We start from the raw sequence: 24,771 nt of genomic DNA on the forward strand, positions 1-24,771 counted from the left end.
TACAAAAGTAGATGAATGTTTTTTGAATTGAATTTAACCTTCCCAATGTTCTAATATATGCTTGATCTGCCAGGGAAATAAATGTTTTTTCAACTGCTCTATGTCGAATTCTGTTTCATCGATGTTGTTGGGAAGATGAGTAATCAGGGTGAGAGGAGGACATAAGCCCAGATTTTGATAAGCCAATAATTTATGATGGCCATCCAGAATATAATAGGATGATTCAAAGTCTTCTGATTCCAATAGGGCATTAAAGATAATAGCAAAAGGTCTTTCTCCATTGCGCATTTTTTCCTCAAAATACCTTACCCTATCCTGATCTATATTTTCCCTGGGCTGGGTAGCAAAAAAAGAATACCAACCATCATAGATTCCATCAGTGGAATATTCCAGGATATTTGACTGATAATACTTTTTTGAAATTTTATTTTCTTTTAGGAATGCCCGATGTTCATTTTTGATAGCTTCAGTATTCAATAGGTTTGTAGTTCTCCTAGGGAAAAGAACTTCTAATTTGTTAAAGTGGGTATTGGAGAAATTATCAATGGAAGTCTGATATTGAAAAAATTCCTTTTCTTTATTCGCATAAAAGCAGAGCGAATAATCTCCATTTCTGAAAATAGGGAATAGTGGTTTTAAGATATCATATAATGCTTCAATATCATCTGTGAAATCAGTATTCAGGCTATCATTAATCTTGTTCCTCATGGTTGTCCGATAATCTTCATTATAAGGTAATGCACAAAAATATTTTCCGACTGAACCACTGTTATCAGCCCAAACCATTGCTAGTGGCTCTTTGAATTTTATATAGCTGCCTACATTACTCAAACCTATTGAGCAAATGTTAGTTCCGTTTTCTATAGTGAATTTTTTCATGTAAATTAATAAAAGTATAAGTAAGAGGTATCCCTGATTTCTTTGTGTGATGAGATGATGTTTAAGACCTCTTGATTAGAAGGATCATATTCATAATCTGTGGAGTTGACCAACGCGATGAGTTTAGGATTCATTCCCAGTTCCTGATAGGCTTTCAAAACTTCATTTCCTGATACAATAAAAAAGACCTCCTCCAATTCAAGCCCGCTGTATGTTTTTGAATACAGAAATACAATTGGAGATTCTCCTTTGTTTATTTTTTCTTTATACTCATTTATTTTATTTCGATTCATGCTGTTTAATGGCTGAGTAGAAATGACCATGGAATTGCTTTCCATTGAAAAATGTAATCGACTTACATTATTTTCCTGTGGTTGTACAAAATTTACCTGTCGGGTAAATGGAAACACAGAATAATTTCCGGATTCAAATCTTTTTAGAAAAGCCTCAATTTTGGCTAATGAATTATGCTCCAGTTCATACCGAACATCATCCAGCTCATTGAAATGATTGTTGTTGGATGTACAGTTTATATGAAAATAATTTTGGGCGGTTTGATAAGGCCCAGCCACTACAATGGAATGTATTTCTTTATTAATGATGAAACAGACTGTTGTTCCGTCATAATGAATTTCAACTTGATGGTTTCCGGTTACTTCTAACTGATGCATTGTAAAGTGTGGTTATAGTTCTGGGTTCGACCGAATAGTTATGTTCAGATTATTGGGAGTACTTCTTTTTCAGCGGAAACTAAGTTAAATAAAAATGTGGAATTTACGATGAAACATTAGGGAATGATCTTTATTGTATGTTCGTTATTTTCAACTTAAAGATTTCCATATACTACAATATACTCTGCATATTCCAATTTATCATCGAGCCATTCAATCAGTTCATTCTTAAATTTTGCGACTTTCAATTCATCAGTTTTCGTCTGCATTATTCTACCGATTATTATTTTACAGGTGGTCTTTTCAAAATAATTATGTCCACAGATGTCAAAAGATACTTCCATCTCTTTATTCCAGGGATTTTCCAAAGGAAATACAGATTTAAATTCATCGATGACATAATCAAAGTCGGTGGTAGGAATGAAAGCATCGTTTCGTTTGGTTGTTTTATAACATTCTCCATTCTGATCTTCTGGCCATAGGATAAATCCGATTTCATTTCTTGGAAATGGAGTGTCCCTTGTCGTGATAATTACCTGTCTTGAATTGATTCTTTCAATAGCTTTTGTTATATCATATTGGCAGAGTTCATAATTTTCTCTTGCCATATCAGGATCACATTCTGCTGAAATACTGATTTCTCTTATATTATTATTGTGAAACACCTGCTCACTGGCATTGATATCACCATTGTTTTGCTTCAACAGCTGTATGGCAACATCCAACGGGATTGTAATTTTATTTCTCAGGATTTTTATTTTTTCACTGTCCATGTGGTTATAGTGTTTTGCATTGGAGGTTTGTGACAATAGAATGTTTTTACTGTAAGACATTAAAGTTTATTTACCCCATCCAAGTTGATTAAATAGTAAATCTTCATATTCTTTGTTTCCACTTATCGCTTTTATTAACTCAGTGGCATTGTTTGGAATATGATTAATGTTCTTTATTCTGTCGGTATAGCGTAGTTTATAGTGATAAAGTTCAACTAAATTTGAGGTGTGGTTTGCTCTATTTATAATTGATTGATGTAATCGATCCGCTTCATCATTTTTTTGTGGTCTTAACCAATACACTAAATTCGAAATCCCTATACGTTCTATTGTATTGGTGTGATTAAATTTATCAGCAAGATTGTCTGCAACAGTTTTCAGACCAAAGGCTACTAAGCAGGGGTTTAAAAATATTCTGTTGAAACTTGGATCTTTATGGTGTATTGCTGTTCTAAGTAAAGGATCAAGAAGTTCTATACTGAAATTACTGTATAGGTATAGCAAATCTGCCACAAAGTACTTATCTGTAAGTTCAGAATTGTTTTGAAGGAGATGAATAAGTTCAGATGTTTGTTGCTCGGAGAGATTTGGGTTATCTGCTTTGAATTCATTTAAGGCTTCGTTATCCCGTTCATAATCAGGATCAAAATAATGGCCAATGATTCTGTATTTTTCAAGTGTTGTTTTTATGTCCATATATACGATCTAATCTGGAAATTTAGTGAAATGTATTACTATAAAACCTCCCTACTTCCTCATCACCATTTCCAAACCAATATTTATCCCAGAAAATCCAGAATTCATTCTTATTCTGAGAATCCTGCTCAATTCTGATGTTTGAAGTTTCATTTCCTATCTTCATACGGACTTTCATTATCCTGCTGGTCCCGGAGTGATGTGGCTGAATATCCTTAATCTTTAACAATTCCGCTTTCAAAGCCTGATTGTAAAAAGTTCCAAATGTATAATCTGACTGGGTCATTTCTGTGTTTGACTTCTTTATTGTTTCGATGAACTCATTTTGGATATTCTTTAGAATTATTGTTTGTAAGGCAATCAGTATTATGGCTACAATAAAAACCTGAGTAAGGAGAAAAATTCCAATGAGTCTTAATTTTTGATAATTCTTCTGTAAGGATTGAACAACATTTGAAACCAATACTATTATAAAGCCCAGGAAAGCTGTTACTAATGAAAATGGTAATAGTGGAAACAATATTGAGTAGATATATTCAAGATTTTCTATCATAGGTATGTTTTGATTTTCTGTTGAATATGTTTACGGTGTTTATTTAGTATAATCTCCTTTGATAATCAATTTTTCCATAACGCTTACAATTTCAGAAACAGGAATAGCGAATACCCCGGCGTCTCCTTTGTCAAACTCTTTTTTCCAGGTAGAATATCCGTCCATTTCAAGAGAATCAGGCATTTTGCTGTTTTCTTTATACACTTTAGTCACGCTTTTATCCAGGGCTTCTTCCGACATAGGGATATGGGTTAGTTTTTCTGCAAAACCAGAAGGACTATCAGGATTTCTCATTTTTAAACCGCTGATAGAGATGTGAATAACTTTGCCTGTTTTAGGGTATTCTTCAATCTTTAAAATAGTGAGCGTTGAGTTTGCTTCTATAGGTCGGGTTTTGTAATTCCATTCCTGGCCTACACTGTATTTCATATCATTTTTGGTACAGCTTAAAAGAGTAAGAAGAGCAGCTACTGTTAAGGTAAATAATTTAATCATGATCAATTGGTTTTTTAGTTGAGAATATATTTGATCTAATAATCTTAATCAGGCAGGCTATTCATACAAATGAGTTTTTATTTTTTTAGCTTAAAATAAAGGTTCTCCATTGAGGTCTGTGGTCAGAACTTCACTCATATAATCAAAAAAGGGACGCATGGCCAGCAGGGTTGAAACGACTTCCTTTTGAAAATTATCAGAAAGAACTTCTTTGTCAGTAAATTTCCGCATGACGATGTATTGTTTTTTCCTGATTAAATCTATTGCCGGATGATTTTTATCAAAGCCCCGCGGAGCTGTTTTTACAGACTCACCTTTCAGTTCACCGAAATATTTTATGAAAGTTTTGTCTGAGGTAATCTTTTCTATTTCTGTAGTACTGATTTCAAATTCTTTGCGGATGCGAAGTAAATCCTTAGTTTCCGGTCCCCAGAATCCACCACCTACAAAACTGTTTCCGGGTTCCAGCTGAATATAATATCCACCTCTGAGCGTCGGTTTTGAACGGGAATATCCAACCCCAAAATTATTTTTATAGGGAGTCTGATCTTTAGAAAAACGAACATCTCTGTAAATTCTGAAAATATGAATTCCCTTTAAATTGTCATATTCCTGAAGTTCGGTATACACCTGATTGAAAAACGCTTTATTTTCCTTCACAACCAGGTCATATTCTGTTTTGTGCTGGGCAAACCATTCGCGATTGTTGTTTTTTTCTAATTGCTTAAAGAATTCAAATGCTTTTTTCATAATGTTGGATGCAGGTTAGATGTTTTCACTTGGAGATATTGTTTTTCAAAGTTAAATACCTTTTATCACTTTATCTATACTATTATAAGCTAAATGTAAAATATCTTCGTTTGTGGAAAAACCAGCCTCTTCCAGAAATTGTATTTTAGACTTAATATTATTGAATAATTCCAAATCCGGGTTTTTAACATTTTCGATATAAAACATGTCAAAGAGTAAACAGTCACAATCCTCGTAATCTTTCAGTAAAATAAATGATCTAAAGAACAATTGGTAATGATCAATATCCACTATTCTGTTCTCATCATAGTGTAATATGGTTCTTGCAAAAATGGAATGCTCGTAATCTTTAAAATTGACCAGGTCTTCCTCCAGTTCTTTCCAGTCGGACTGATTAAAGGTATCCAGGATTTTATATATCATTTCATTTCCTCCATTAAGCCAATAGTCACCATCTGTATTCCTGTCTTTTTCAATGATATGTTTAATCTCTGAAATTTTATGGGATGTCATCTCTGTATAATGAGTTTTTATTTTCCTAATATATTTTTTAAAAACAGGCCTATTTTAGATCCACTTTTCTGTTCGCCGAAAAATGGAGCAGGAATATTAATGTCACTATTGTCTTTGGTCAAATTTTTAATTCCACTATATAAACTCTTTACTTCATTTGTAATGGTGGATACAGAGGCTAAGGGGTAAAATTTATCAGCGGCAGTCATTCCAACCGGGAAGTTGGTTCTTTCTAACCAAAATGGTTCCAGCAAATCACTTATAGGTTCCATGTGTATTTTATCATCAAAACTTTGTCTTGCTTTTTTGATGAAATCTTCATCCCAGTTTGAGTTTATACTTTCAAAATATTTTAATCCTTTTGCAGGGATGTGCAGCAAAAAAAATTGAGTTTTATCTCCGATTTTATAAATATCAAGAACTTTGAAATAGCTGTCAAGGTTCATACAGCAATGTCCAAACCTTTCATTGTCCGGATTTACCTGATATAATTTTGCTGCTTTTGCGGAAGCAATTAAAAATCTTGTATTAAATTTTATTCCGCCACCTCTGCAGCTTACATCAAGGAAAAAACCGTTTCTGATAAGCTTTCCTTTTGTAAATTTTTCAGCTACAGAAGGTTTTAAATCACAATCTTTATAATATAATGTGGCTCCGGGATAGGTCCAGTTGATGATTTCTTCGGAATTTTCAAAAATGCCGTTTTCTATTGCTGTCATATCTTTTATTTCTGTTTATACATTTCAATTTTTTCAGATAATCTTTTGGCCAAATAATCATTACCATCTTTTAAATGCTCATAAATCATTTTGGCCTCCTCAAGATATTTTTCTTTCTTCGTCTGTTTCCAGTAATAAGGTGGTGCATATAGATTACAGATTCTATCAGCCATTTTAACCGCCCATATTTCTTTGGGTTGCGCTTTTATCCGGTCTAAACTATCCATCATCTGATCTTGCTTCTCAAGATCCATGTTTTTGGTTAATGCAAGAACACCTTCTTTAACCTGTTGGCCATATTCTTTTTCAAGGTCTTCTATACTCAAGGTGGTATCTTCAATAGTATCGTGCAAAAAGGCACATTTTACAGCAAGCTCTGCATTAAAATCAGAAGTATTTCTAGCAGCGTTCATGATTTCAAATACCACACTTCCGATATGATTGATGTATTCAATTTTTTCGTTTTTATTTTGACCTCCATAAGTTTGTCCACTATGGAGAATACTTACTTTTTGCCATATATTCTGCAAATCATCAATAGTAAAAGTATCGTTCATTTTTTTTATTTTAGTTGTAATAATCGATCTGGATTTTCAGCCAGTTTTCCAGTTCAGTGAATTTTTCGATAGGAATATATTCTTTGTAATTATTAATTTTATTTAATAAATCTTCATAATCTTCCGGTTCAAAGTAATCATTTGGATTTTTTTCGTATTCCATTTTTTCTTTATGACGTAATATCATTTGATTGGTTTCTTCAACGTGTAAATCAGCAATGAGCTGTCTGGAAGATGAATAGTTTGCCACTACATATTCTTCAATAAAATAGTTCCAGCGCCCAAAATCTTCAGTACTTCTATAATGTAATTCTCCATTGGTAATTTCATATCGAATAATGGTTTCATTTTGAGTTACATAAAATAAAGCATCCTCTAAATAAGGAGATATCGTACTAAGGAATTCATTAAAATCTCTGTCAAACCCATATTTAGTGGATCCTTGAATGGAAATGTAGATGCCTGCTTTCCCGAAATCTATTATTCTGTCATCTTCGTACCATTCGAATTTTATGACTTTTCCATCATGAGAGTTTATGATGAATGTATTTTCAAAAATGTACAATATATTTTTGATATCATGAACTTCATTGATGATGGTGAATTTTTCTGAAAAAATAATCTCTTTGTCTTTTCGAACTTGTAGAATGGCACCACCATAAATCACTCTTGGCTTAAGCTGATATACATGACGTAGATTTCCCATTTTAAATTTTATATATTGTGTTGATTAGATAACATGTAAAAAGATAAACCTCATTTAATTCTATCCAAATACTGTTTTCTGATAAGTTCAATGATGGGGACGAACAGGTTGATGTCTTCCGTTGAGGCAATCCAGGTATAATCCCTATTTTTATTGGCTAAGCTGATTCCCAATTTCCATTCGGAACCATCCAGAATGATTGTTTTTTGATCTCTTATGGTTTCAGGAAGTTTTATTAGCTCAAGTTTTGACAATTCTTTTTTCAATATTGCCGTATCTGTTTCAGAAAGAATTTTTTCATCAGTGATGATTCTCAGTCTGTCCAGATTATTAATTCCGGAAGTCCATTGTTTTAAATTGTATTCCGTATCCCACTGCCTGAATTTCGAAAGGATACTTCCATCAGATATTTCAGCTAAAATGATCTTATAGGGAAATCTTCCAATTGTTGGGAGCTCTGAGAAATAAGCAATGATTTTTTCTTCCGACCTCAGTTCAAAGTTTTCTATTTCAGCTTTAGCAGCGTTCATCAGTGCTTCTATACTGTTTGAAACTCTTTCCATTTTGTTGTCTGTGGGATTAGAAAGAAAGTGTCTGGTTTTTACCAAAATCTAAATAAAGCAGTAAGAGATATTGGTATAAATGAATAATTTTCATGGTTTTAGTTTTTAAAATTAATTGCTATTAGTTTAAGGTTCAAGATTTACTTTTTTATTTTTCATTTTTAATTCAATGACTTTTCCCTCTCCGTCTTTTATCTGTTCAGTTTTTAAAGGAATGAAATCCTTAATTTTTTCAGTTTCATAAAAAAAATGACTCTTATCAACAGCGTATCTATAGTTCCCATCAAGAATTTTGAATGTATTGACATCTACATTCTCTATTTTTGTGATCTGTCTTCCACCACTTGTAGGCCGTGAATAGTATACATTTCCATAGTCTTTTGCAAACCAGGAGTCTTCAATCTGTTGAAATGACTCTGGATCAATTTCCTGCGGAATACTACCATTAAAATATTCAGCATCTTTTAATACTCCCTTAAATTCTCTTTGTGCAATAGTTTTTTCGTAAAGGAATCCAAATTCGTTTCTATAAAATGTATTTTTAATATGAGTTAATTGAACGCTGTCCTGCAATTCGTATTGTGCGGGATATTTTTCAGACTTCCTGTTATCCTTTTGCAGAATGTTCTCTGTAGAAGGTTGTGAATATTCAGTTTTAGATTTTTTTTCGAAACAGGCCACGAAAAAAAATAATAAATACAATTTAAAAATAGTTCTGAAATTCATAGGAGTGATTTTTTTGTAAAATACATAGCAGAACACATAAATGTAATAAAGTTTTCATTCAAAACAAGGATGTTTTAATAGTTTTTAAGTGATCCATATATTGATTATTTGGACGATTTCCCAAGCAGTATTATTTTTTCTGAGTATAAATGCTGTTCCGTCACCATAAATTCCATCATGATAATTTGCTTCAATATAAGCAGTCTGTCTATCGTGAGAGAAAAAGACCTTTGAGAATTCTAAGTATTTATAATTAATATGATTTTTTCAATAATAAGATCATTGTCTGAACATTTGTTTTCCACATTTTTAATAGAAAAATTCGAGAGTATAATAACGAAAAATAATAGGAGAGGTTTCATATATTTTGTATTGATTCAGGTATTATCTGGTGAGAAGATCTTTTTTGTGATCAAAAACTTATTGATCTTTCCAGTTATATTTGGTCATTGTATTAGTTAATTTTTGATCTACAACTTCAATACTGAGTTCTCCATTTTCTTTTGTCAGTATAATCATACAGCCTTTTTCTAAAATTCCGCTTGCATTAAATTCCAGTTCCTTTATTTTTATGGATTGGGTAATGCCATTACAGTCTGTTTCCTGTTTGAATGGCTCTCCTGTGTGGCCGTAAAAATGATAATGGAAAATGACATGATCTAATATATTCCTGATTTCAGGCATACCATAATTCTCTTCGCCACTGTTGTCCTTATCATGAGTGATTAATATATCAAAATTATCTTTTGTTTTAAGCAGTTTCCTGATTTCCTTTTTTTCATAATCCTGAACAAAACGCTTTTCAGATCTTCCTTTCCGGTCACCAATTCTTCCAATACCCACAAAAGTGAGGGTTTCATTTTCCGTTTTTAATTCCTGTTTTAACCCTGATTTGCAAACAAAGACTTTTTCATAAACATCAATGGGAAACAGGCTGTTTTGAAAATTTTCCTTTTCCAGTTCATCCAGAAAATCATGATCTTCATGATTGCCACGAACACAAATCATATTGATATTGAGCTGATTTAAAAATGCCTGAATGTCTGGATTTATTTTTGTAAAGTCATCATGAAAACCAAGTTCATCCCTGTCATATTGTGCATGCTTTATGGTTGCTTTGTCTAGGTTTTCAATATTTGGGTAAGCTCCCATATCTCCGCATTGCAATATAAAATCAACGGCATTCCCAGTTTGTTTCTGATATAAATCAACCAATTTAAAGGGCAATAATATTTTACCGTGAATGTCAGAAAAAAGAGCAACTCTCATGATGTTTGTTTATTTAAAATTGATGGAAATGTTTTTATTAAGTCCAATTTTTAGTGTGATTATATGCTTAAGGGATAAGAAAAGCAATCGATTCTATATGTTTTTATTTTAAATTTCCATTCCCCTCTTTTTCTGCTTTCATTGATAAATTCGTAGACCCTTCCATTTCGGGCATCCAGAAAAAACTGATTATATCGAATTATTTTTTCAGATTCGATTAGGATTTGTTTATAAAGTCTTTTTGTTCTTGCTAAGCATGAATCGGATTCTTCCACTTTATATTGATCCATTCTATAAGTAGAATAAATATAATTCTCAAATATTTTTGGTTTCAAATCAAGATTCGTTTCAGCATTTAAAACACTTTTCATTAATTCTTCGATTAGTAATCCAAACTCTTCTTGGGTTAGATTTAATTCAGAAACAGTATTTTTTATCTGTTTTTCAAATGTTGAATTCGTTTTAGAATATAGTTGTTTTTGATCCTCATTATCAAAATTCCAATAGTCAAAATACATATTTGAGAAAAATGGAACAGCATAGAACTTTTTATTCTTGCTAAAAACTAAAATCTCGTCATAATCTTCTTTTTTAGGGTTTCTATAGAGTGAAATAGTAAGAGAGTCTAAATTCACTTCTTTTACTTTTTCAAAGTTTTTAGCAAGCATTGGAAAATTCTGTAAGGTAAACTCTATACTTTTCTTTTCCGAATGAAATTCATTTATTTTTGTTTTTTCACACGATAAACTACACAACAGTACTATAACTGATGCAAAGTATTTGAATTGTAAATGTATACCTGTTTTCAATAGTATGCTTTTTTTATTTCTTAATTTCTTCAATTAATTTTTCAATTTCCTTTACAATATCTGAGTGGCTACTATTCTTTTCTTTGTCTATTGAAAATAATCTATTGCAAACTTTGACAATTCGGTCTAATACTGTATTGTCATTAGGTGACCAAGTTTCACCAGTCTTCATTTGTCCGGTTGTATCGGTTGTAGCAAAATAAAACATGGTTCCATCAAATCCTCTTTTTTCCTTTTCTGAGGTTTTCATTTGTTGGGTAAGAATTTGAAATAAATTTCCGATTTTTAAATAAAGAGTAGAATCTATTTCGGTTTTATGACTGATTAATTTAACCTGGTTACGTTTTTTAGCATACCAAAAATTTTCTGAAAATCTATTGGATATAATATAATACCTGTTATCTATTGTTTCAACTGAAAAAGCATATTCTTCGGAGAATGAAGGTATTGAAGTATAGCGTGCATAAGATTGTTGCGAAAAGTCTTTATAAAGTTTTGGAAAGATATCGTTATAGTACTCCCTTAAAGAACCCTTATATTTGTCAAAATTTTCTGAAAGTTCTAAATATCCTTTTTGCCCGAAACATAAAAGTGTACTCAAAGTAAACGATAATATTAAAATTCTCTGTTTCATAGTTGTTTCCAAATTTAGTTCGCTTCCCAAGAAAGTATTTTGTGTAACTTTAATAGAGCAGTTATTTATAATCTAATTTTCTAGCAATTGTCTGTCAAATGCTATCTGTGCATTATTACCTTGCCAGATTACCTTAAAGCCAGATGGGAGAGCCATAAATTGAACGATTTCCGGGCTGAGTGTCATAAATTGTCCTACTGTCATTTGTTCGAAAGACATTGTTTCTTCATTAAAGCGATCTGTCATTGCAACCCATCCCGAGTCCGGATAATCTCCTATCCAACGGAACAAATTGGCCTGTAATCCTGTTTTGATCAACGGATCTACTGTAACAATCTGGTCAAAATCAGGAAAATCAGGTTCTGTTTTTACTCGAGTACAAACGGAAAGTTGTTGGTTCAGGATGTGAAGTGTACGGTTAAGACCTTCACCAAATCCTTGCTGTTCCGGGATGACTTCAAGAATTTCAAAAAAGTCTGACGCTTCATGAAATAGAATGCACCAGGAGAAACATGTAATTTTTTCTCCGCTTTTAATATCTGGTTTTTCATCTTGAATAAATTCAACCAGATATTGTAAAATTGGTTTTAGTTCATCTAGTGAAAGAGTAGTTTTTGCAATTTTTATTTCTTTCTCAATGGATGATTTTAATCCTTTGGAATAATAATAACTTCCCTCAGAATAAAATTCTATATTTCTGATCTTAAATGTTTTGCTTCTGTTGAAAAATCCCATAGAATATTTTGGTTATTAGTTTTTTTGATTAACATTTCAATTTCCCTTACAATGCCCACCTTGTACACAGTCAGAATTTAGGTATTGTATTGCCCAACGGATATCTGGTATTCTGTTTTATATTTCCAATATTTCCGTTTCAGTATTTTCATACCTGGTTTTTAAACTTTTAATTTTTGCTTCAAATTCACGATATATATCTTCAATTTCTCCTGGATAAAAATGAAGCCAGCGACTGTGATTTCTATATGCTTCCTGCCCTTCAGCAAGTTTTTTGTTTCTTTTGGATTCGTTTGGTACTAAAATTTTGTTGATGGTTAATTGGTGTGGCTTCAACATTTCAGTGAGTGTATCAAAGCTCGTAATACTTACTTTGAGATCACAGATTAAAATATTATTTTTTGAATGAATAATCTCTTCAGAAATATATTCAAGCTTCTTCTCGTGAGATTCTATTGATGAACGGTAATTAAATTTTTGAAGAATATCATGACAACTGACAATTTTAAAACCTGCAAATTCAGAAATGTTTATATCCTGTTTAGAAACCTGTAAAGTTAAAATTACGGTTATTTTCTTTTTTAACAAGTTTTCTTTTTTCTTGAAAAGGTCAAATAGTCCCATAGATGAGTTTTCGGATACGGTTATTTTTCAAATATAGGAAAGTTCTGATCATTCTAAAGTCTTGAAGTGTAAAAACCGCTTTGAAAAGAGCGGTTTTTATTATCGATTGGATCTCCACTATCCAAAGTTTCCTGAATTTGGATTAGTTGTTTTATTTGCACAAAGCCAGGATATTCTATCTTTTGAACTTTTCTTCTAGCAGTTTTTCCATTTCATTATCTTTTATATTATAATGTCTTTTATTGAAAAAAACGGTGCCCCTACGAAATTTTGATTTGGCCAATTAATATTATTGTCTTTTAAATCTTTTTGATAAACTTTATTAATATCAATTTGGTGTATTATAACAGTATTATAGCTCCAGTCCATCTGTGTTTTTTACTCATTTTCAAAAATAAATCCACTTTCCCTGTCCATTTGTTTCTGCTCTTCCTTTGATATTCTTTTCCTTAAGACCCTGGTAGTATACGCTCCTTTTACAATGTTTTTATCAATATACATCCAATCCGTTATATTCTGAGGATTAACTTCAATAGTATCTCCCAGTTTTACCTCCATTGTTGAAATGGGTTCTCCATCTACAATTCCATAAAATTTATAGTCAGAATATTGAACTTCACTTATCCATATATGTTCGCCTCCGGAATCAGGAGTTGTAAATTTTTCTTTCAATGCGAAATTATAATAATCCGGATTGTGGCTCTCTATTGCTTGCCTGAACTGGTATAAAGAGTTTTGTGCATTTTCTATTGCGGTATTCATTTCATTGTCTTCTCCCTGTAAAATGTGTACACCAGGCTCATTATCTACTTTTATAATTTTATCTTTTTTCTGACAGCTTAGTATGGCAAAACATGAAAGCAAACAGATTGAATATTTAAAATGCATAATTTAATCTAATAATATTAATTTGATTTTCTAAATGGCTATCCATTGTTCTTATTCTTTGCTCTTCTTTATCATATTTTTACTTCGTAATGGGTAATGAGTTGGTTGGCATTCTTTAAAATGATTCCACGAGTATGCTTTTCAGCTCCAAGCTTTTTCTCAATATAATTTTTAAGTTTTCTTTGATCGGAGCGAATGAGTTGCCAGTCTAATCGATGAGCTTCTTGTTCATGATCCGGATGTATAGAATCTTTTGCTATCGCTCCTTTTTCGTTAAATCCCATAAACTGTGATGAATTGAGAAAACCATTTTGGATTCCGCCAAAATATAATCTTTGGATTCCCCAGCCTTCACTTGTGTATCGAAATGTGTAGCCGTTACAATATTTGGGATCTAATATCACTTTTCGAACTATATTTTTTGTTTGATCTAACGGATTCCAAAGCCCAAATGTAACGGCATTTTGTTTGCCATTTTCTAAATCAAATTTTTCCAGAATTTCGCTGGTTGAAAAATACTGTTTTAATTCTTCTCCAAATTCAGAATAATGATCGAAAACGAGATAATCAGTTTCTGAAAATATAAAATCCAATATTAATTTTTTATCCTCTAGTGTTCCGAAAAAATCTGTTTGCATGATATTGTATGGTTACTAATATTCAAATTTATCCATTGTTTTAATATCATTTATGCACAACTACATTACCATTATATTATTTTTTTGCTATCTGAATTTTCTAGTTTTGGGAGTATGCCCTGGAATTTTTGTTCAAAATCGGAAGATCTTGTACGGTGTATAGTTCTTTAAGTTATAAAAGTATTAAGCATTTTTTTTACCATCCACTCTCCATTTTTTTGTTTTTCCAGTAAATAGGCGAAGCCAATTCCAAAGCTGGTATCATTATACTTTAACTCAATATAGGCAAATCCATCATTGAAATATACAGGATTAGAGAATTGATATAATTCTATACGGTTATTAATTTCTTCTTTGTTGGCTAATTTGATGTTCGGATTGATTTTATCATCTACTTTTAGGGTATCAAAAATATATTGGTTTTGCTGTAATAACTTCAAAGAGTCAGATTTTCTTTCTTGTGATTTTCTATGCCTTAAATCAAGTAAACGAACAACACTTTTATTAAAAGATGGTGGTGGTCCAGGTTCTTCTCCCAACATTTCTTTTAGGCTGGGAGTATAGATTTTTAATTTCAGAAGCTCGGGATTGATCAAATAGATATTCTCTTTTAAAGAATTACGATTGGATTCATATTTTAAAACAACATTTACTATTTTGTTCAGTTCTGTTTTTTCTTGTATTTTACTTTTAGAACAACTTATTGTAAAGAAGATTACAATTAATATCCAATATATCTTTTTCATTTTTTTCAATCTTTTGGTTTTCTATATTTGGTTTGGTTTTGAAACAAATATTAGGTAAAGTTGGGCAGTAGGGGAGGTATTTTAGATGAGAGGGTATGATAGATAATTTAGGATTACTTAGTTTATCAGTGTAAAGTTGGAAGGTTTTGTGCAGTGAGTACACTCTCGCTGATATCTGCCACTTGTATGCTTTTAATAGCTGAGCTGGTGACAGATGTCGTACTTCCGCCGATGATGTACAGTTTATTGTTATATACTTCTGCTGTGGCATGTCTTCTGGGAATCATATTGGATGATAACTGGTGTAACTTATTGGTTGTAGTATCAAAATAGGCCATAAAAGCTTGATTATTAACACCCCCTGCAATAAAAATCTTATTACCGGATACTGCTAATGAGTGGCCTGATATAGCAGCAGGCATTGTATATTGATTGGTCCAGAGATTAGTTTTGAGGTCGTAAACATTGATCAGACGGGATGAGGTACCGTTAAAACCGCCAATCACATAAAGCTTATCATTCACAATTTTCCCTTTTGCTTCTCTGGCTGTGGGCATATTGGGTAGTGGATTCCATGTATTGGAAGCAATATCATAATATTGGAATGTATTGGAAAATACAGTGGTTTTAGCTCCGCTTAATCCGCTGCCACCGAACACATATATTTTACCGTTATAGATGGCAGAGCCTGCATTTCCTGTATAGGAACGATTAACAGCTCCTTTTGTTATGGTATTGGTGGCAAGGTCTACAATTTCAAGATGGCTATTTCCCCAACCGTTAAAAATGTAAATTTTATTATTATAAGCCTCTGAATTAGCAAATTTTTTGGTCAGCAGAGTAGAATTGAGAACACTCCATTTGTTATCCGTAATATTATATTTCTCAATATAATTGGCATTACCTCCCTTGTCCTGATATCCGTTGCTCACATAGATATTATCGTCTACAATGACGCTGGTTGCAGCACCTCTGCCTACCGACATATTGACGAGATTTTTAAAATCAAGGGTTTGTGCATGGGCTAGTAGTGTGCTCAAAAATGAAAGAAATAATAATTTTGTTTTCAACGGTAGGAATTTTAGGGTTGGGTTCTCAATTTCAGAAACAGGAATCGTACGTGAAGCTAGGGCATCTCGTCAATTATTTTTCCTAATTGTTCAGCAATAGAATTTTTTGACATACTTACGATTTGCCATTTTTCGTCATCAAATTTTGAAATGGTGATAAAATGGTTTTCATCAAATTTAAAAGTATAATAGTAAAAGCCGTCTATTTTGTCAACATTTCCAATAATTTCAATATTGTATTCTGTATTGTTGAAGTTGAAATTAATGATATCAGGTTTATCCATTTGGTTTTAGTTTAAAACAATTTTTATATTCTTCATCAAAATATGATATTTAATGGGATTATTCTAACCAACAATTACGAATCACCTTTATGCCCCGCCATTCAATACGGCATTGCAAAACGTTTTGAAATCACCCAACTCAAGGCCATCTTTTGGATTCATAAAAGGACTTCCATCATAAAACTCACATACCTGGCCAAAAGATTCAGATCGTTTATCACAACAGATGAAAAAAAAGCCTCTTTCATTTCTATGACCTACATAAAGCCAAAAAGCAGTTTTTTTTTCTTTATTACCATTACAATCCATATCTTCAATTGTAGAGTCAATCATCTGATATAGTCCATAAATATATTGGTCTATTGTATAAAAAGCGATACCATCATTTTCTGTCTTTTCTAGAAACTGAGCATAGGCTTTTGGAATCACAAGATTTTCATATTCTTCATAAGAACAGTCATTATAAAAACTTCTGAAAATATTTTTAAAAAAGCGTTCCAAATCGGTTTCAATAGAATATAATGTCCCTTTTGCCACTAATTTGCTATATAGATCATCCATTTTTTAATTTTTGCTTTTGGATTCAGATTTGATATTTCTCCTCTGATGTATTTTTTGATGTGAATATTTAATATAGTATTGAAACAAATATAATAAAAGCGGGAACAGAAAAGGGAGAGTAGGGGATATTTTATCTAATCATAAGAGATATTATGGTGACATTTATTTTACCCACATTTTGCTAATACATTGTTAACTGTAGTACTATTTTGCAAACATTTTAATGTTATCAATTGCATCTGAAATAGTTCCCTCAGAAGACTTGCGCAGAATGTTATTGCAAAACTCATGTTAATGGCTGCTCTGGTCTATATTATTTATTTAACTTTCTAATGTAAGACTTTCTTACAAACAAATGTGGCTCTGAAAGTGGAGTGGTCGTAAACAATTGTAAATTCATCTGGCGTCAAAGATAACTTGTTGTACTGAATGTCTACGTTGCTATACAATGGAAATACCTTGTAATATAAAACTAAGTAATGTTCATTTCCCACTTCTTCTAATCCATAACTGTACTTGGTTATTAATAGTTCGTCAGCCTCCAAGGTTATTTTTCCTTCATTGTCTTTATTGAATTCAAATGTTCCACAATTTGTATATTTTTTTGTTTGTTCAGTACCTTGATTTTTAGAGGTATATTCATAACTCAAAATTTTCCATTTTCCAGTTCCATTATAAAATAGTTCTTTTTCTTTCTCAATGATTTCCTGTTTACTTGAACAGCATGTTAAAACTGCACCAAGTGTCAATACCATGAAGAATATTTTAAGCATATTTATAGACGTCATAATTTGTTCGCCTTTTTTGTTTTCCATTTTGAAAATATTTTTGAGGTTGGAATAGCCTATAAACTTAGGAATTTGTTTTGAAACAAAAAAGCGTCCTACAAAAGTAGGATGGTTAATATACTAAATTGTCTCAGCGAGACACTGTTCCATCATTCTTGGAATTTCATATTCCTGCTCCTCCTAGGATTTCCAGTTCCTGTCCTTTTGTTGGTTGTCCGTCTAATATCGGCATTGCTTTCATGATGAGTTCCCTTACACCTTCAATTTTTAGAGAATTGTCATGGTCATCTTTACTATCCCAAATTTCTGTAACATAAACAGAAGTTGCATCATCTTTGTCACTACTAACAGCGTAAAGGTTACAGCCTTTAGCTGTTGATACAAGTTGAGAAGCTTGTATTAAAATATTGGAAAGTTCCTCTTTATACCCCGGTTTTGCGGTTAGTTTTCCGTGAAGTAAATATTTACTTTCCATATTTTCTGTAATTGTTTTTACAAATATATCCATTTATAGGACGATTTTGAAGGTATGATGAATCAAATGGAAAGAAAAACCGTCCTACAAAAGCAGAACGGTTTATATATTAAATTGTCTCAACAAAAGGTTGTTACATTATTCCTGGCATTCTAGCCCCATTGGCATAGCTGGTCCAGCGCTCTTTACTTCAATGGTTACACATTCAGTGGTAAGAAGCATCCCAGATATAGAAGCAGCGTTTTCAAGGACAACTCTTGTTGCTCCACTATTCGAAATCTCCTTATTTCGAATTTCTGTTCTCTTTGTGCAAAGTTGGAAGGTTTTGCGGAGTGAAGAATTAGAAATACAAATGTTCAACTTTAGAACTTATATTCCCTTCAATTTTGTCAAATTCTTGTGTAGGAGCTTTTCTTTTTTGAAATACAGTCTTTAAAATTAAAATTTTTCGTTAGAGCCTTTTTTCGTTGCATTATATTCAATTAGTGTAGCGAAGGCTTTTTTCAACCTTTCAACTAAAGCTTGGTCAGCTGTAAAACTAAACGGAGCAGCATAGTCATTATAGTTTGGTCCACTAATGGATAAAAAATCTTGTTCAGTACCATACTCATTTGCTTCCAATACAGTATTGACTAATTTTTTGCCAGTTACATAAAAGTCTTTTGAATACTCATCGTTCATTCCTTTAACTGTGTTTAGATCAATTGTCGTAAAATACCATTCGTTCATTTTCATTTCTTTTTTATAAACAAAAATGCCATTGCTGTAAGAAACAAAGTGTCTGAAATCTCCTAGCTTCCCGGCTAAGTTTTCCTTCATTTTTCCACCAATCCAATCCATAGTTTCCTGTTTGGTAGGTTTGGCTGTCTTATTTTCAGTAGCTGGTTTGGCAGGTTTTGAAGTTATTTTCTTTTGGGCATTTACGCCCATGCTTGTAACTGTTATTAGTAATACAATTGCCAGTTTTAGTTGTTTGGTCATAGTTTTTAGTTTAGTTTAATGCTTACTATTGTTTTAGGGTGTCTGTTCAGTTTATTTCCCTGTATTCATTTTTAAAGTGCTTTATCAGATTCTGTTTTTACTGAGCAACTTCTAAATAATTTTATATAGTTTGCAAATTTATAAATTGTTTTAATTTTACCAATATAGCGTGTATTATTTTATATTAGATGGGTCAACCAAATGATTAATATATTAATTTACCTCGGTCGCTGAGCGTTACATCATTCCTGTATCCCAGCAGCCATTGACATGTTAATTTAATTTTGAAATTTTTTCCCTTTTCTTTCAATAATAAGATACGCTGCATCCAGCATTTTAATCAGATGAATGTAAGGATTGATCATATTCCTTTCCGGTAGGTTGTCATAGATACCCAGTGAGAAGTAGACCATTCTGGAAATAAAATAATCAAATTCCTTAATGCTGTATTCTTTGAAAGCTTTTTTAAAGACCAACAGAGGGTTTTGATATTCTTTCTCCGAAAGCAGGCCAAGAACCAATGGTGAGTAGTTCTAAGTCCTCCGCTGCCGCACGAATCCTTTCGTGTGGTTTTAGTATTATAAATTAAACATTCTAATAATATAAATCTATAAGCCAAAGCCAGACGATACAATTGTGCGGTAGAGAGGGTATAAAAATAGAATAAAAACCGCTCTGAAAATCAAAGTGGTTTAGCATTAATAAATTCTTTATAAATAGAGGAATATTTAGCTTTCCATAGACATGTAGTCTAATTGACCATTTTGATCTGTATTTATGACAACCAGATAATCGGTGATCTCTTTTCCGATAGAATAATCTAAAATAGCAAAACCGTCTTCATTGTCAGGATAAAGTCCAATTCTAACTAATTCTAATTTTGTTAAAAGTTGTTGCTCCGGTTCTATTGTTGAATCATCAAAGTTGATAACCGTTGAAAGTTTGTCCTGCTCAACTTCTTCAAGATGGTGTTCCAAATATAATTTTACGGTATCACCGTCTTCATTGTGATAGTCTTCAAGAATGTAATTTTTAGCTAGTTTATTGAAGGGTTCAATATTCTCAAGATAGTTTTTTATTTGATCTAGCTTTGCTGCATCAGTAGTCTCACTTTCAAAATTTAAATCTATTTGAATTTCATTCCCATTGAAATTGATGGTAACATCATAATATTCTTCTATGTTGTACGCTGAAAGTTGCCCAAAATAAGGTAATGTGTATTCTGCCATGATTATTTTTACAGTTAGTTGGTGTATTTATTTTTTAAGTTTACTTTAAGATTCAATTTTTTTGTCCTATAAAAATAGAATTTATTCTTTCAATATAATCTATTTCTTTTGTAGAATGTTTGTCATATGTTTATTACTAAATGAACAAAGAATAAAAAGTTCAATAATAGTTCGCTATCTGCAGTTTACTCTTTGGATTGCTTATTTTATTTATGTGCTGATTTATCTTTATTTTTTGCTTCTTCTTCTTCTTTCAATAATAAGGTAAGCTGCATCCAGCATTTTAATCAGATGAATGTACGGGTTAATCATATTCCTTTCCGGTAGCTTGTTATAGATTCCCATTGAGAAGTAGACCATTCCGGAAATAAAATAATCAAATTCCTTGATGCTGTATTCTTTGGATGCTTTTTTTAAAGACCAACAGTGGAGGTTCTTTCGGTTCATCTTTAGTAAGATTAACATAAGGATATTTTTTTCGTCCAGAATATATCCAAGACTGTATGTTTTTTAGCTTGTTGTTATTCAGTCTTCTTTTGTTAGATGCAGTTGAATGAAACTGTCTTTAAGTTGATATTCTTTATGTTTAAATTTTGAGTTCAGTTCACTGCTGTTTCCTAAAACACCGCCAACTCCTGTGATTAATGGATGAATATTAAAATAAATGTCCGTTACCAAATCTTTGTTTATAAAGGCATTAAAAGCACCTGTTCCGCCGCCAACTGCCATTTCGTGCCAACCTTTTTGTGACATATATTCAATAGCTTCTTCAGGGCTTTTAACCGTCTTGTAGTCTTTTGATGGGTTAGGTTTTTCAGAAAGTACTACGATTTCTATTCCGTTGAAATGGTCTTTGACCTCCTGTGGGAAGGTTAAAAAATTTTCAAAGGTTTTAAAGCCTATGACAAGGTTTCCCACTTTTTTAGCGAATGCTAAATAAAACTTCATTGCTTCTGGTGGCAGCTGATGATGTGGATTGTCAGATAATAATACTTTACCATTAGCTGAAATGTTGGCAATTACTGTTACTTTCATTTTTAATTTTTTTTACCGTGTAAAATTATCTGAAAGAAACTTTACCTTTACTATGCGTTACCTTTTGGAAAGTAACTATTGTATGAGTACTAAAAAAAATGACATCAGTAAAGAACAAATATTGGCGCTTAAAGATGCCATTGAATTATTGAGCGGTAAATGGAAGTTCTGTATTCTGCATAATTTGTATCATCACGAAACAATGCGGTTCAAAGATCTGCAAGAGATAGCTTTGGGAATAAGTCCAAAGGTTTTATCCAAAGTGTTGCAGGAACTGGAAGATAATTTACTGATCACCCGAACGGTTAATAATACTAAACCTGTTACCGTTTCGTATGCACTTACCACCCATGCCAAAGAAACTGAAGATGTTGTCAATGCCTTAATTAATTTTGGGTTGAAGCATAGAAAGAAGATAAAGGAGAAGTGATTTATATCATTAAGAAATTGAGTTTACATCAAATCATCTTTTTTGATTTTGAAGACTTTATTTTTTTCTCTCTTTTCAATAATAAGGTCCAGTATTTAATCATATCAATATTTGGATTTATCGGGAGGTTATCATATACTCCAAGTGAGCAATAAATTGGCTATCCGAAGTCTCCTGACTTCGGAGTCTTTTTTTAAGATCTATTTTTATGTTATCGGCTCAAAGTTAGGAGACTTTGCGCAGCGGGGGAATAAGTCCAAAAGTTCTATCTAAAGTTCTGCAGGAACTGGAAGAGAATTTACTGATTACCCGAACGGTTAATAACACCAAACCTATCACCGTTTCGTATGCACTTACCACACACGCCAAAGAAACTGAAGATGTGGTTAGTGCCTTAATTAATTTTGGTTTGAAGCATAGAAAGAAAATAAAAGAGAAGTGATTTTTATATCATTAAGAAGCTGAGTTTATATCAGATCATTTTTTTTGATTTTGATGGCTCTATTTTTTCCTATTTTTACAATTAACTTTTAACCAAAAATGGTCAATCTATTTTGGATTATGACACAAAAATAGAAATGAAAATAAAAAAAATATTATTTAGCATATTAACCGCTCTTGTTTTAATGATATCAATATTCCTTTATATGAATAGGGATAAATTTGTCTATGTAGGTTCAGTAGATATTATTGAAGTCGATTGCAGCAAAAAAATTCAAATCTTGAGCGAAGTTTTTGAAAGTGATCAAAGGATTAGAAAATCAAATGAACTCATCAAATACGCTAAAGAAGATCACAGGAATCAGGAATTAGTGATTAGCATTATTGAAAAGTGTGGTATGCCGACATTAAAGGAGGTGGATCAAAAACACATGGATGCAATCTGGTTGGGTCTGCAACATAGTACTAAAGAAATCAGAAAAAAGTATTTTCCACAAATAGAGAAAGCGGTAAAAAATGGAGACTTATCTAAACAGCAATATGCATTGATGAAAGATAGGATGTTAATGGACGAAGGAAAACCCCAAATATATGGTTCACAAATAGAAAATGGTAAATTGTATACATTAGAAAATCCTGAAACTGTAAACGAAAGAAGAAAAGAAATGGGATTGGAACCAATAGAGGATTATTTAAAGTATTTTAATATTCAGTTCAATCCGAATTAACAACACAACATGTAATCACTAGACGACTTTGCGCAGCGGGGGATCAGATATAATTAATTCTATTCCATTTTCTTTTTAGCTAAAGGAACCCGCATGATATCTTTTTTGCCTTTTTTATTTGGATAATACAAAAATCTCCCATCAAGAATAAAATACTGCTCTTTGAGAATATCTTCATCTGCAAGGACATCTTCAATTTCAAATTCGAAAAAATTAGAATCTTTATTCTTTTTGAGAAAAATAATATAATCCTTTACATTGTAAGTCATAAATCCTATTTGTGAAAATTCTTTTTTGGAAATTACAATTGAATTATCGGCCTTAAGAATGTGTTGTTTTTTAATAGATGGTGCCCAAAAACACTGCTTAATGTAAGGTGATTTAAGAAGATTAACATAATTTCCCTTTTTATCAAAATAAACAGTTGCCATTCTAAACTCCTGATTATTGGACGGATTAGAGTCATCATTTTTAGGATTGTAATTAATTTTAATGGTAATAGAATCGGACGTGATCTTAGATTCTTTCATGTTTACTTTGGCAAATTCCCTTTTGATTTTTGGGTTTAATACTATTTTGTTGCCAGAAAGAGCCCAGTCTCCCTGATACTTTCTTCCATAATTATTGAGAACAAATGTAGAATCAGATTTAAGTTCTACATAGTCGGCATAAGGGTTAAATTTTCCAGTTAGACCTTCTCCATAGATTCCTGTAATATCTTTATTTTGTGAATAAAAAATTGAAGGGATTGAAAATAAAGAAATTAGAAAAAGCCTTTTCATAGATTAGTTTTTTGTACCCTTTCATCAAATAAAATGCCGTTTTTAAGAGTGATTTTACTTTTTTCAAATATGGGTATTGTTTTGTTTACTCATTTTCAAAAATAAAACCATTTTCCTTGTCCATTCGTTCACGTTCTTCCCTTGATATTCCTTCTCCTTTCAATAATAAGATATGCTGCATCCAGCATTTTGATCAGATGAATGTATGGATTGATCATATTCCTTTCCGGTAGGTTGTCATAGATGCCCAGTGAGAAATATACCATTCCGGAAATAAAATAATCAAATTCCTTAACACTGTATTCTTTGAAAGCTTTTTTAAAGACCAGCAGCGGATTTTGATATTCTTTCTCCGAAAGTAAGCCAAGACCCAATGGTGAAACATCTTCCAACTGAATATTGACAAACAATTTCTTTTCCTTCAATATTAAAAAGTAGCCTGCACGGATGAATGACCGCATCGCCTGGTGAAAATGATAAATGACAGAGGGTTCTTCTTTTATCCAGCTATTTCTTTTAAGGGCATAGCTCATAATGGTGTTTAAAAGCTCTTTTGTGGCTGGCAGATCATTAAGCTGAAAAAATGTTTCCATCTGCTGTAACTCGTAATGTTTCTTCCTGCCTTTCCCAAGCCGGGTTTGAAAGTCTGTTCTGTTTTTTTTCATGAGTGTGTATTTTTTATTGTACGATTTATCTGGCAGTAAAGAAGTAAGCCCTGCAATGCCTGAACCTCCTGTCTATATAAGCCGAATGAATATAATAGAATTTGTGTTTTTCTAAAAGCCCGAAAGCCGCAATGGATTGTACACCCCATTGTATTGTATCATGATACTTTATGTGGTAAAGCAGGCTTAGAAAAAGATGATTGTAGAAAAGCAGAACAGCATGAAAATAAAAACGGCATGAGACTCTACAATATCCGACTTGAGGTACTGGTATACCTGTACACAGATAAGAGAGCTCACGCCTAGGTCGTGAGCCTTTTACTTATCCTCTCGTGTACTTTTAAATTACCAGTTTTCA

At 32.1% G+C, this 24,771-nt stretch carries 35 protein-coding genes and 1 pseudogene; 3 read left to right on the forward strand and 33 right to left on the reverse strand.

The window, feature by feature from the left end; all coding sequences use genetic code 11:
• Positions 1 to 33: 33 nt before the first annotated feature.
• The 31 genes from DRF65_RS08455 to DRF65_RS08610 form a co-directional block, all read right to left on the reverse strand.
• Positions 34 to 879, reverse strand: coding sequence for a ParB N-terminal domain-containing protein (locus tag DRF65_RS08455; RefSeq protein ID WP_115970331.1), 846 nt, complete (start codon positions 877 to 879; stop codon positions 34 to 36).
• A 5-nt stretch (positions 880 to 884) separates the two neighbouring features.
• Positions 885 to 1,550: a hypothetical protein gene (locus DRF65_RS08460; protein WP_115970332.1), complete on the reverse strand. Its 666-nt coding sequence runs from the start codon at positions 1,548 to 1,550 to the stop codon at positions 885 to 887.
• 155 nt (positions 1,551 to 1,705) lie between these two features.
• Positions 1,706 to 2,383, reverse strand: coding sequence for a hypothetical protein (locus tag DRF65_RS08465; protein WP_123947296.1), 678 nt, complete (start codon positions 2,381 to 2,383; stop codon positions 1,706 to 1,708).
• 6 nt (positions 2,384 to 2,389) lie between these two features.
• Positions 2,390 to 3,019: a hypothetical protein gene (locus DRF65_RS08470; protein WP_115970334.1), complete on the reverse strand. Its 630-nt coding sequence runs from the start codon at positions 3,017 to 3,019 to the stop codon at positions 2,390 to 2,392.
• Positions 3,020 to 3,041: 22 nt separating this feature from the next.
• On the reverse strand, positions 3,042 to 3,572 hold the full coding sequence (locus tag DRF65_RS08475; protein WP_123947297.1) for a hypothetical protein: 531 nt from the start codon (positions 3,570 to 3,572) through the stop codon (positions 3,042 to 3,044).
• Positions 3,573 to 3,611: 39 nt separating this feature from the next.
• A complete protein-coding gene (locus DRF65_RS08480) occupies positions 3,612 to 4,067 on the reverse strand; it encodes a hypothetical protein (protein ID WP_115970336.1) in 456 nt (151 codons plus the stop codon).
• Positions 4,068 to 4,157: 90 nt separating this feature from the next.
• Positions 4,158 to 4,817, reverse strand: coding sequence for a DUF2461 domain-containing protein (locus DRF65_RS08485; RefSeq protein ID WP_115970337.1), 660 nt, complete (start codon positions 4,815 to 4,817; stop codon positions 4,158 to 4,160).
• Positions 4,818 to 4,868: 51 nt separating this feature from the next.
• The gene (locus tag DRF65_RS08490) at positions 4,869 to 5,330 is read right to left on the reverse strand and encodes a hypothetical protein (protein WP_115970338.1); all 462 of its coding nucleotides are present in this window, start codon (positions 5,328 to 5,330) and stop codon (positions 4,869 to 4,871) included.
• A 17-nt stretch (positions 5,331 to 5,347) separates the two neighbouring features.
• A complete protein-coding gene (locus tag DRF65_RS08495; RefSeq protein WP_115970339.1) occupies positions 5,348 to 6,049 on the reverse strand; it encodes a hypothetical protein in 702 nt (233 codons plus the stop codon).
• A gap of 5 nt (positions 6,050 to 6,054) precedes the next feature.
• The gene (locus DRF65_RS08500; protein ID WP_115970340.1) at positions 6,055 to 6,606 is read right to left on the reverse strand and encodes an HD domain-containing protein; all 552 of its coding nucleotides are present in this window, start codon (positions 6,604 to 6,606) and stop codon (positions 6,055 to 6,057) included.
• 10 nt (positions 6,607 to 6,616) lie between these two features.
• Complete coding sequence (locus tag DRF65_RS08505; protein WP_115970341.1) at positions 6,617 to 7,312, reverse strand: hypothetical protein; 696 nt, start codon at positions 7,310 to 7,312, stop codon at positions 6,617 to 6,619.
• Between the two features lie 50 nt (positions 7,313 to 7,362).
• A complete protein-coding gene (locus DRF65_RS08510) occupies positions 7,363 to 7,875 on the reverse strand; it encodes a hypothetical protein (protein ID WP_123947298.1) in 513 nt (170 codons plus the stop codon).
• A gap of 126 nt (positions 7,876 to 8,001) precedes the next feature.
• Positions 8,002 to 8,601 carry a DKNYY domain-containing protein gene (locus DRF65_RS08515; RefSeq protein WP_115970343.1) on the reverse strand — a complete coding sequence of 200 codons (600 nt, stop codon included), beginning with the start codon at positions 8,599 to 8,601 and terminating at the stop codon, positions 8,002 to 8,004.
• Between the two features lie 420 nt (positions 8,602 to 9,021).
• Positions 9,022 to 9,870 (reverse strand): metallophosphoesterase family protein, encoded by an 849-nt coding sequence (locus tag DRF65_RS08520; protein WP_115970344.1) that lies wholly within the window; start codon positions 9,868 to 9,870, stop codon positions 9,022 to 9,024.
• A gap of 59 nt (positions 9,871 to 9,929) precedes the next feature.
• Positions 9,930 to 10,712, reverse strand: a complete 783-nt coding sequence (locus DRF65_RS08525) for a hypothetical protein (RefSeq protein WP_115970345.1) — start codon at positions 10,710 to 10,712, stop codon at positions 9,930 to 9,932.
• The gene (locus DRF65_RS08530) at positions 10,693 to 11,313 is read right to left on the reverse strand and encodes a hypothetical protein (protein WP_115970346.1); all 621 of its coding nucleotides are present in this window, start codon (positions 11,311 to 11,313) and stop codon (positions 10,693 to 10,695) included. Before DRF65_RS08530 ends, DRF65_RS08525 begins: the two co-directional genes overlap by 20 nt.
• A 72-nt stretch (positions 11,314 to 11,385) precedes the next feature.
• Positions 11,386 to 12,048: an immunity protein Imm33 domain-containing protein gene (locus DRF65_RS08535; protein WP_115970347.1), complete on the reverse strand. Its 663-nt coding sequence runs from the start codon at positions 12,046 to 12,048 to the stop codon at positions 11,386 to 11,388.
• A 117-nt stretch (positions 12,049 to 12,165) separates the two neighbouring features.
• On the reverse strand, positions 12,166 to 12,636 hold the full coding sequence (locus DRF65_RS08540) for a hypothetical protein (protein ID WP_123947300.1): 471 nt from the start codon (positions 12,634 to 12,636) through the stop codon (positions 12,166 to 12,168).
• Between the two features lie 414 nt (positions 12,637 to 13,050).
• Positions 13,051 to 13,560 carry a DUF2314 domain-containing protein gene (locus DRF65_RS08545; RefSeq protein WP_115970349.1) on the reverse strand — a complete coding sequence of 170 codons (510 nt, stop codon included), beginning with the start codon at positions 13,558 to 13,560 and terminating at the stop codon, positions 13,051 to 13,053.
• A 71-nt stretch (positions 13,561 to 13,631) separates the two neighbouring features.
• On the reverse strand, positions 13,632 to 14,198 hold the full coding sequence (locus DRF65_RS08550) for a hypothetical protein (RefSeq protein WP_115970350.1): 567 nt from the start codon (positions 14,196 to 14,198) through the stop codon (positions 13,632 to 13,634).
• A 167-nt stretch (positions 14,199 to 14,365) separates the two neighbouring features.
• Positions 14,366 to 14,953 (reverse strand): hypothetical protein, encoded by a 588-nt coding sequence (locus DRF65_RS08555; RefSeq protein ID WP_115970351.1) that lies wholly within the window; start codon positions 14,951 to 14,953, stop codon positions 14,366 to 14,368.
• A gap of 116 nt (positions 14,954 to 15,069) precedes the next feature.
• On the reverse strand, positions 15,070 to 15,984 hold the full coding sequence (locus DRF65_RS08560; protein ID WP_123947301.1) for a Kelch repeat-containing protein: 915 nt from the start codon (positions 15,982 to 15,984) through the stop codon (positions 15,070 to 15,072).
• 86 nt (positions 15,985 to 16,070) lie between these two features.
• On the reverse strand, positions 16,071 to 16,298 hold the full coding sequence (locus DRF65_RS08565; protein WP_115970353.1) for a hypothetical protein: 228 nt from the start codon (positions 16,296 to 16,298) through the stop codon (positions 16,071 to 16,073).
• 87 nt (positions 16,299 to 16,385) lie between these two features.
• Positions 16,386 to 16,859, reverse strand: coding sequence for a hypothetical protein (locus tag DRF65_RS08570; RefSeq protein ID WP_115970354.1), 474 nt, complete (start codon positions 16,857 to 16,859; stop codon positions 16,386 to 16,388).
• Positions 16,860 to 17,188: 329 nt separating this feature from the next.
• The gene (locus DRF65_RS08575) at positions 17,189 to 17,674 is read right to left on the reverse strand and encodes a hypothetical protein (RefSeq protein ID WP_115970355.1); all 486 of its coding nucleotides are present in this window, start codon (positions 17,672 to 17,674) and stop codon (positions 17,189 to 17,191) included.
• A 136-nt stretch (positions 17,675 to 17,810) separates the two neighbouring features.
• The gene (locus DRF65_RS08580; RefSeq protein ID WP_228438584.1) at positions 17,811 to 18,155 is read right to left on the reverse strand and encodes a putative quinol monooxygenase; all 345 of its coding nucleotides are present in this window, start codon (positions 18,153 to 18,155) and stop codon (positions 17,811 to 17,813) included.
• 405 nt (positions 18,156 to 18,560) lie between these two features.
• On the reverse strand, positions 18,561 to 19,103 hold the full coding sequence (locus DRF65_RS08590; RefSeq protein WP_123947302.1) for a hypothetical protein: 543 nt from the start codon (positions 19,101 to 19,103) through the stop codon (positions 18,561 to 18,563).
• A 278-nt stretch (positions 19,104 to 19,381) separates the two neighbouring features.
• A complete protein-coding gene (locus tag DRF65_RS08595; RefSeq protein WP_115970358.1) occupies positions 19,382 to 19,624 on the reverse strand; it encodes a hypothetical protein in 243 nt (80 codons plus the stop codon).
• 207 nt (positions 19,625 to 19,831) lie between these two features.
• The gene (locus tag DRF65_RS08600; protein WP_115970359.1) at positions 19,832 to 20,332 is read right to left on the reverse strand and encodes a DUF2004 domain-containing protein; all 501 of its coding nucleotides are present in this window, start codon (positions 20,330 to 20,332) and stop codon (positions 19,832 to 19,834) included.
• 228 nt (positions 20,333 to 20,560) lie between these two features.
• On the reverse strand, positions 20,561 to 20,797 hold the full coding sequence (locus tag DRF65_RS08605) for a hypothetical protein (protein ID WP_123947304.1): 237 nt from the start codon (positions 20,795 to 20,797) through the stop codon (positions 20,561 to 20,563).
• A 60-nt stretch (positions 20,798 to 20,857) separates the two neighbouring features.
• The gene (locus DRF65_RS08610; protein ID WP_115970361.1) at positions 20,858 to 21,367 is read right to left on the reverse strand and encodes a dihydrofolate reductase family protein; all 510 of its coding nucleotides are present in this window, start codon (positions 21,365 to 21,367) and stop codon (positions 20,858 to 20,860) included.
• A gap of 82 nt (positions 21,368 to 21,449) precedes the next feature.
• Between DRF65_RS08610 and DRF65_RS08615 the strand changes: the two genes are divergently transcribed.
• The 3 genes and pseudogenes from DRF65_RS08615 (at position 21,450) to DRF65_RS08625 (ending at position 22,966) form a co-directional block, all read left to right on the forward strand.
• Positions 21,450 to 21,797, forward strand: a complete 348-nt coding sequence (locus DRF65_RS08615) for a winged helix-turn-helix transcriptional regulator (protein ID WP_115970431.1) — start codon at positions 21,450 to 21,452, stop codon at positions 21,795 to 21,797.
• A gap of 247 nt (positions 21,798 to 22,044) precedes the next feature.
• A pseudogene (locus DRF65_RS08620) lies at positions 22,045 to 22,239 on the forward strand (winged helix-turn-helix transcriptional regulator); the annotation flags it as partial.
• Positions 22,240 to 22,375: 136 nt separating this feature from the next.
• Positions 22,376 to 22,966 (forward strand): DUF6624 domain-containing protein, encoded by a 591-nt coding sequence (locus DRF65_RS08625; protein ID WP_123947305.1) that lies wholly within the window; start codon positions 22,376 to 22,378, stop codon positions 22,964 to 22,966.
• A gap of 59 nt (positions 22,967 to 23,025) precedes the next feature.
• Here DRF65_RS08625 and DRF65_RS08630 read toward each other — a convergent pair whose 3' ends face one another.
• Entirely contained in the window at positions 23,026 to 23,748 is a 723-nt protein-coding gene (locus DRF65_RS08630; protein ID WP_115970364.1) for a hypothetical protein, read from the reverse strand.
• A 128-nt stretch (positions 23,749 to 23,876) separates the two neighbouring features.
• Positions 23,877 to 24,413, reverse strand: coding sequence for a hypothetical protein (locus DRF65_RS08635; RefSeq protein WP_115970365.1), 537 nt, complete (start codon positions 24,411 to 24,413; stop codon positions 23,877 to 23,879).
• Positions 24,414 to 24,771: the final 358 nt, after the last annotated feature.

Origin of the sequence: Chryseobacterium pennae, from assembly GCF_003385515.1 — a bacterium.
Classification (GTDB): domain Bacteria; phylum Bacteroidota; class Bacteroidia; order Flavobacteriales; family Weeksellaceae; genus Chryseobacterium; species Chryseobacterium pennae.

Excerpts from the sequence above, each read along its gene's own strand:
- DRF65_RS08455 (WP_115970331.1), bottom strand. The coding sequence starts at position 879 with ATGAAAAAATTCACTATAGAAAACGGAACTAACATTTGCTCAATAGGT.
- DRF65_RS08460 (WP_115970332.1), bottom strand. The coding sequence starts at position 1,550 with ATGCATCAGTTAGAAGTAACCGGAAACCATCAAGTTGAAATTCATTAT.
- DRF65_RS08465 (WP_123947296.1), bottom strand. The coding sequence starts at position 2,383 with ATGTCTTACAGTAAAAACATTCTATTGTCACAAACCTCCAATGCAAAA.
- DRF65_RS08470 (WP_115970334.1), bottom strand. The coding sequence starts at position 3,019 with ATGGACATAAAAACAACACTTGAAAAATACAGAATCATTGGCCATTAT.
- DRF65_RS08475 (WP_123947297.1), bottom strand. The coding sequence starts at position 3,572 with ATGATAGAAAATCTTGAATATATCTACTCAATATTGTTTCCACTATTA.
- DRF65_RS08480 (WP_115970336.1), bottom strand. The coding sequence starts at position 4,067 with ATGATTAAATTATTTACCTTAACAGTAGCTGCTCTTCTTACTCTTTTA.
- DRF65_RS08485 (WP_115970337.1), bottom strand. The coding sequence starts at position 4,817 with ATGAAAAAAGCATTTGAATTCTTTAAGCAATTAGAAAAAAACAACAAT.
- DRF65_RS08490 (WP_115970338.1), bottom strand. The coding sequence starts at position 5,330 with ATGACATCCCATAAAATTTCAGAGATTAAACATATCATTGAAAAAGAC.
- DRF65_RS08495 (WP_115970339.1), bottom strand. The coding sequence starts at position 6,049 with ATGACAGCAATAGAAAACGGCATTTTTGAAAATTCCGAAGAAATCATC.
- DRF65_RS08500 (WP_115970340.1), bottom strand. The coding sequence starts at position 6,606 with ATGAACGATACTTTTACTATTGATGATTTGCAGAATATATGGCAAAAA.
- DRF65_RS08505 (WP_115970341.1), bottom strand. The coding sequence starts at position 7,312 with ATGGGAAATCTACGTCATGTATATCAGCTTAAGCCAAGAGTGATTTAT.
- DRF65_RS08510 (WP_123947298.1), bottom strand. The coding sequence starts at position 7,875 with ATGGAAAGAGTTTCAAACAGTATAGAAGCACTGATGAACGCTGCTAAA.
- DRF65_RS08515 (WP_115970343.1), bottom strand. The coding sequence starts at position 8,601 with ATGAATTTCAGAACTATTTTTAAATTGTATTTATTATTTTTTTTCGTG.
- DRF65_RS08520 (WP_115970344.1), bottom strand. The coding sequence starts at position 9,870 with ATGAGAGTTGCTCTTTTTTCTGACATTCACGGTAAAATATTATTGCCC.
- DRF65_RS08530 (WP_115970346.1), bottom strand. The coding sequence starts at position 11,313 with ATGAAACAGAGAATTTTAATATTATCGTTTACTTTGAGTACACTTTTA.
- DRF65_RS08535 (WP_115970347.1), bottom strand. The coding sequence starts at position 12,048 with ATGGGATTTTTCAACAGAAGCAAAACATTTAAGATCAGAAATATAGAA.
- DRF65_RS08545 (WP_115970349.1), bottom strand. The coding sequence starts at position 13,560 with ATGCATTTTAAATATTCAATCTGTTTGCTTTCATGTTTTGCCATACTA.
- DRF65_RS08550 (WP_115970350.1), bottom strand. The coding sequence starts at position 14,198 with ATGCAAACAGATTTTTTCGGAACACTAGAGGATAAAAAATTAATATTG.
- DRF65_RS08565 (WP_115970353.1), bottom strand. The coding sequence starts at position 16,298 with ATGGATAAACCTGATATCATTAATTTCAACTTCAACAATACAGAATAC.
- DRF65_RS08570 (WP_115970354.1), bottom strand. The coding sequence starts at position 16,859 with ATGGATGATCTATATAGCAAATTAGTGGCAAAAGGGACATTATATTCT.
- DRF65_RS08575 (WP_115970355.1), bottom strand. The coding sequence starts at position 17,674 with ATGGAAAACAAAAAAGGCGAACAAATTATGACGTCTATAAATATGCTT.
- DRF65_RS08580 (WP_228438584.1), bottom strand. The coding sequence starts at position 18,155 with ATGGATATATTTGTAAAAACAATTACAGAAAATATGGAAAGTAAATAT.
- DRF65_RS08590 (WP_123947302.1), bottom strand. The coding sequence starts at position 19,103 with ATGACCAAACAACTAAAACTGGCAATTGTATTACTAATAACAGTTACA.
- DRF65_RS08600 (WP_115970359.1), bottom strand. The coding sequence starts at position 20,332 with ATGGCAGAATACACATTACCTTATTTTGGGCAACTTTCAGCGTACAAC.
- DRF65_RS08605 (WP_123947304.1), bottom strand. The coding sequence starts at position 20,797 with ATGTTAATCTTACTAAAGATGAACCGAAAGAACCTCCACTGTTGGTCT.
- DRF65_RS08610 (WP_115970361.1), bottom strand. The coding sequence starts at position 21,367 with ATGAAAGTAACAGTAATTGCCAACATTTCAGCTAATGGTAAAGTATTA.
- DRF65_RS08615 (WP_115970431.1), top strand. The coding sequence starts at position 21,450 with ATGAGTACTAAAAAAAATGACATCAGTAAAGAACAAATATTGGCGCTT.
- DRF65_RS08625 (WP_123947305.1), top strand. The coding sequence starts at position 22,376 with ATGAAAATAAAAAAAATATTATTTAGCATATTAACCGCTCTTGTTTTA.
- DRF65_RS08630 (WP_115970364.1), bottom strand. The coding sequence starts at position 23,748 with ATGAAAAGGCTTTTTCTAATTTCTTTATTTTCAATCCCTTCAATTTTT.
- DRF65_RS08635 (WP_115970365.1), bottom strand. The coding sequence starts at position 24,413 with ATGAAAAAAAACAGAACAGACTTTCAAACCCGGCTTGGGAAAGGCAGG.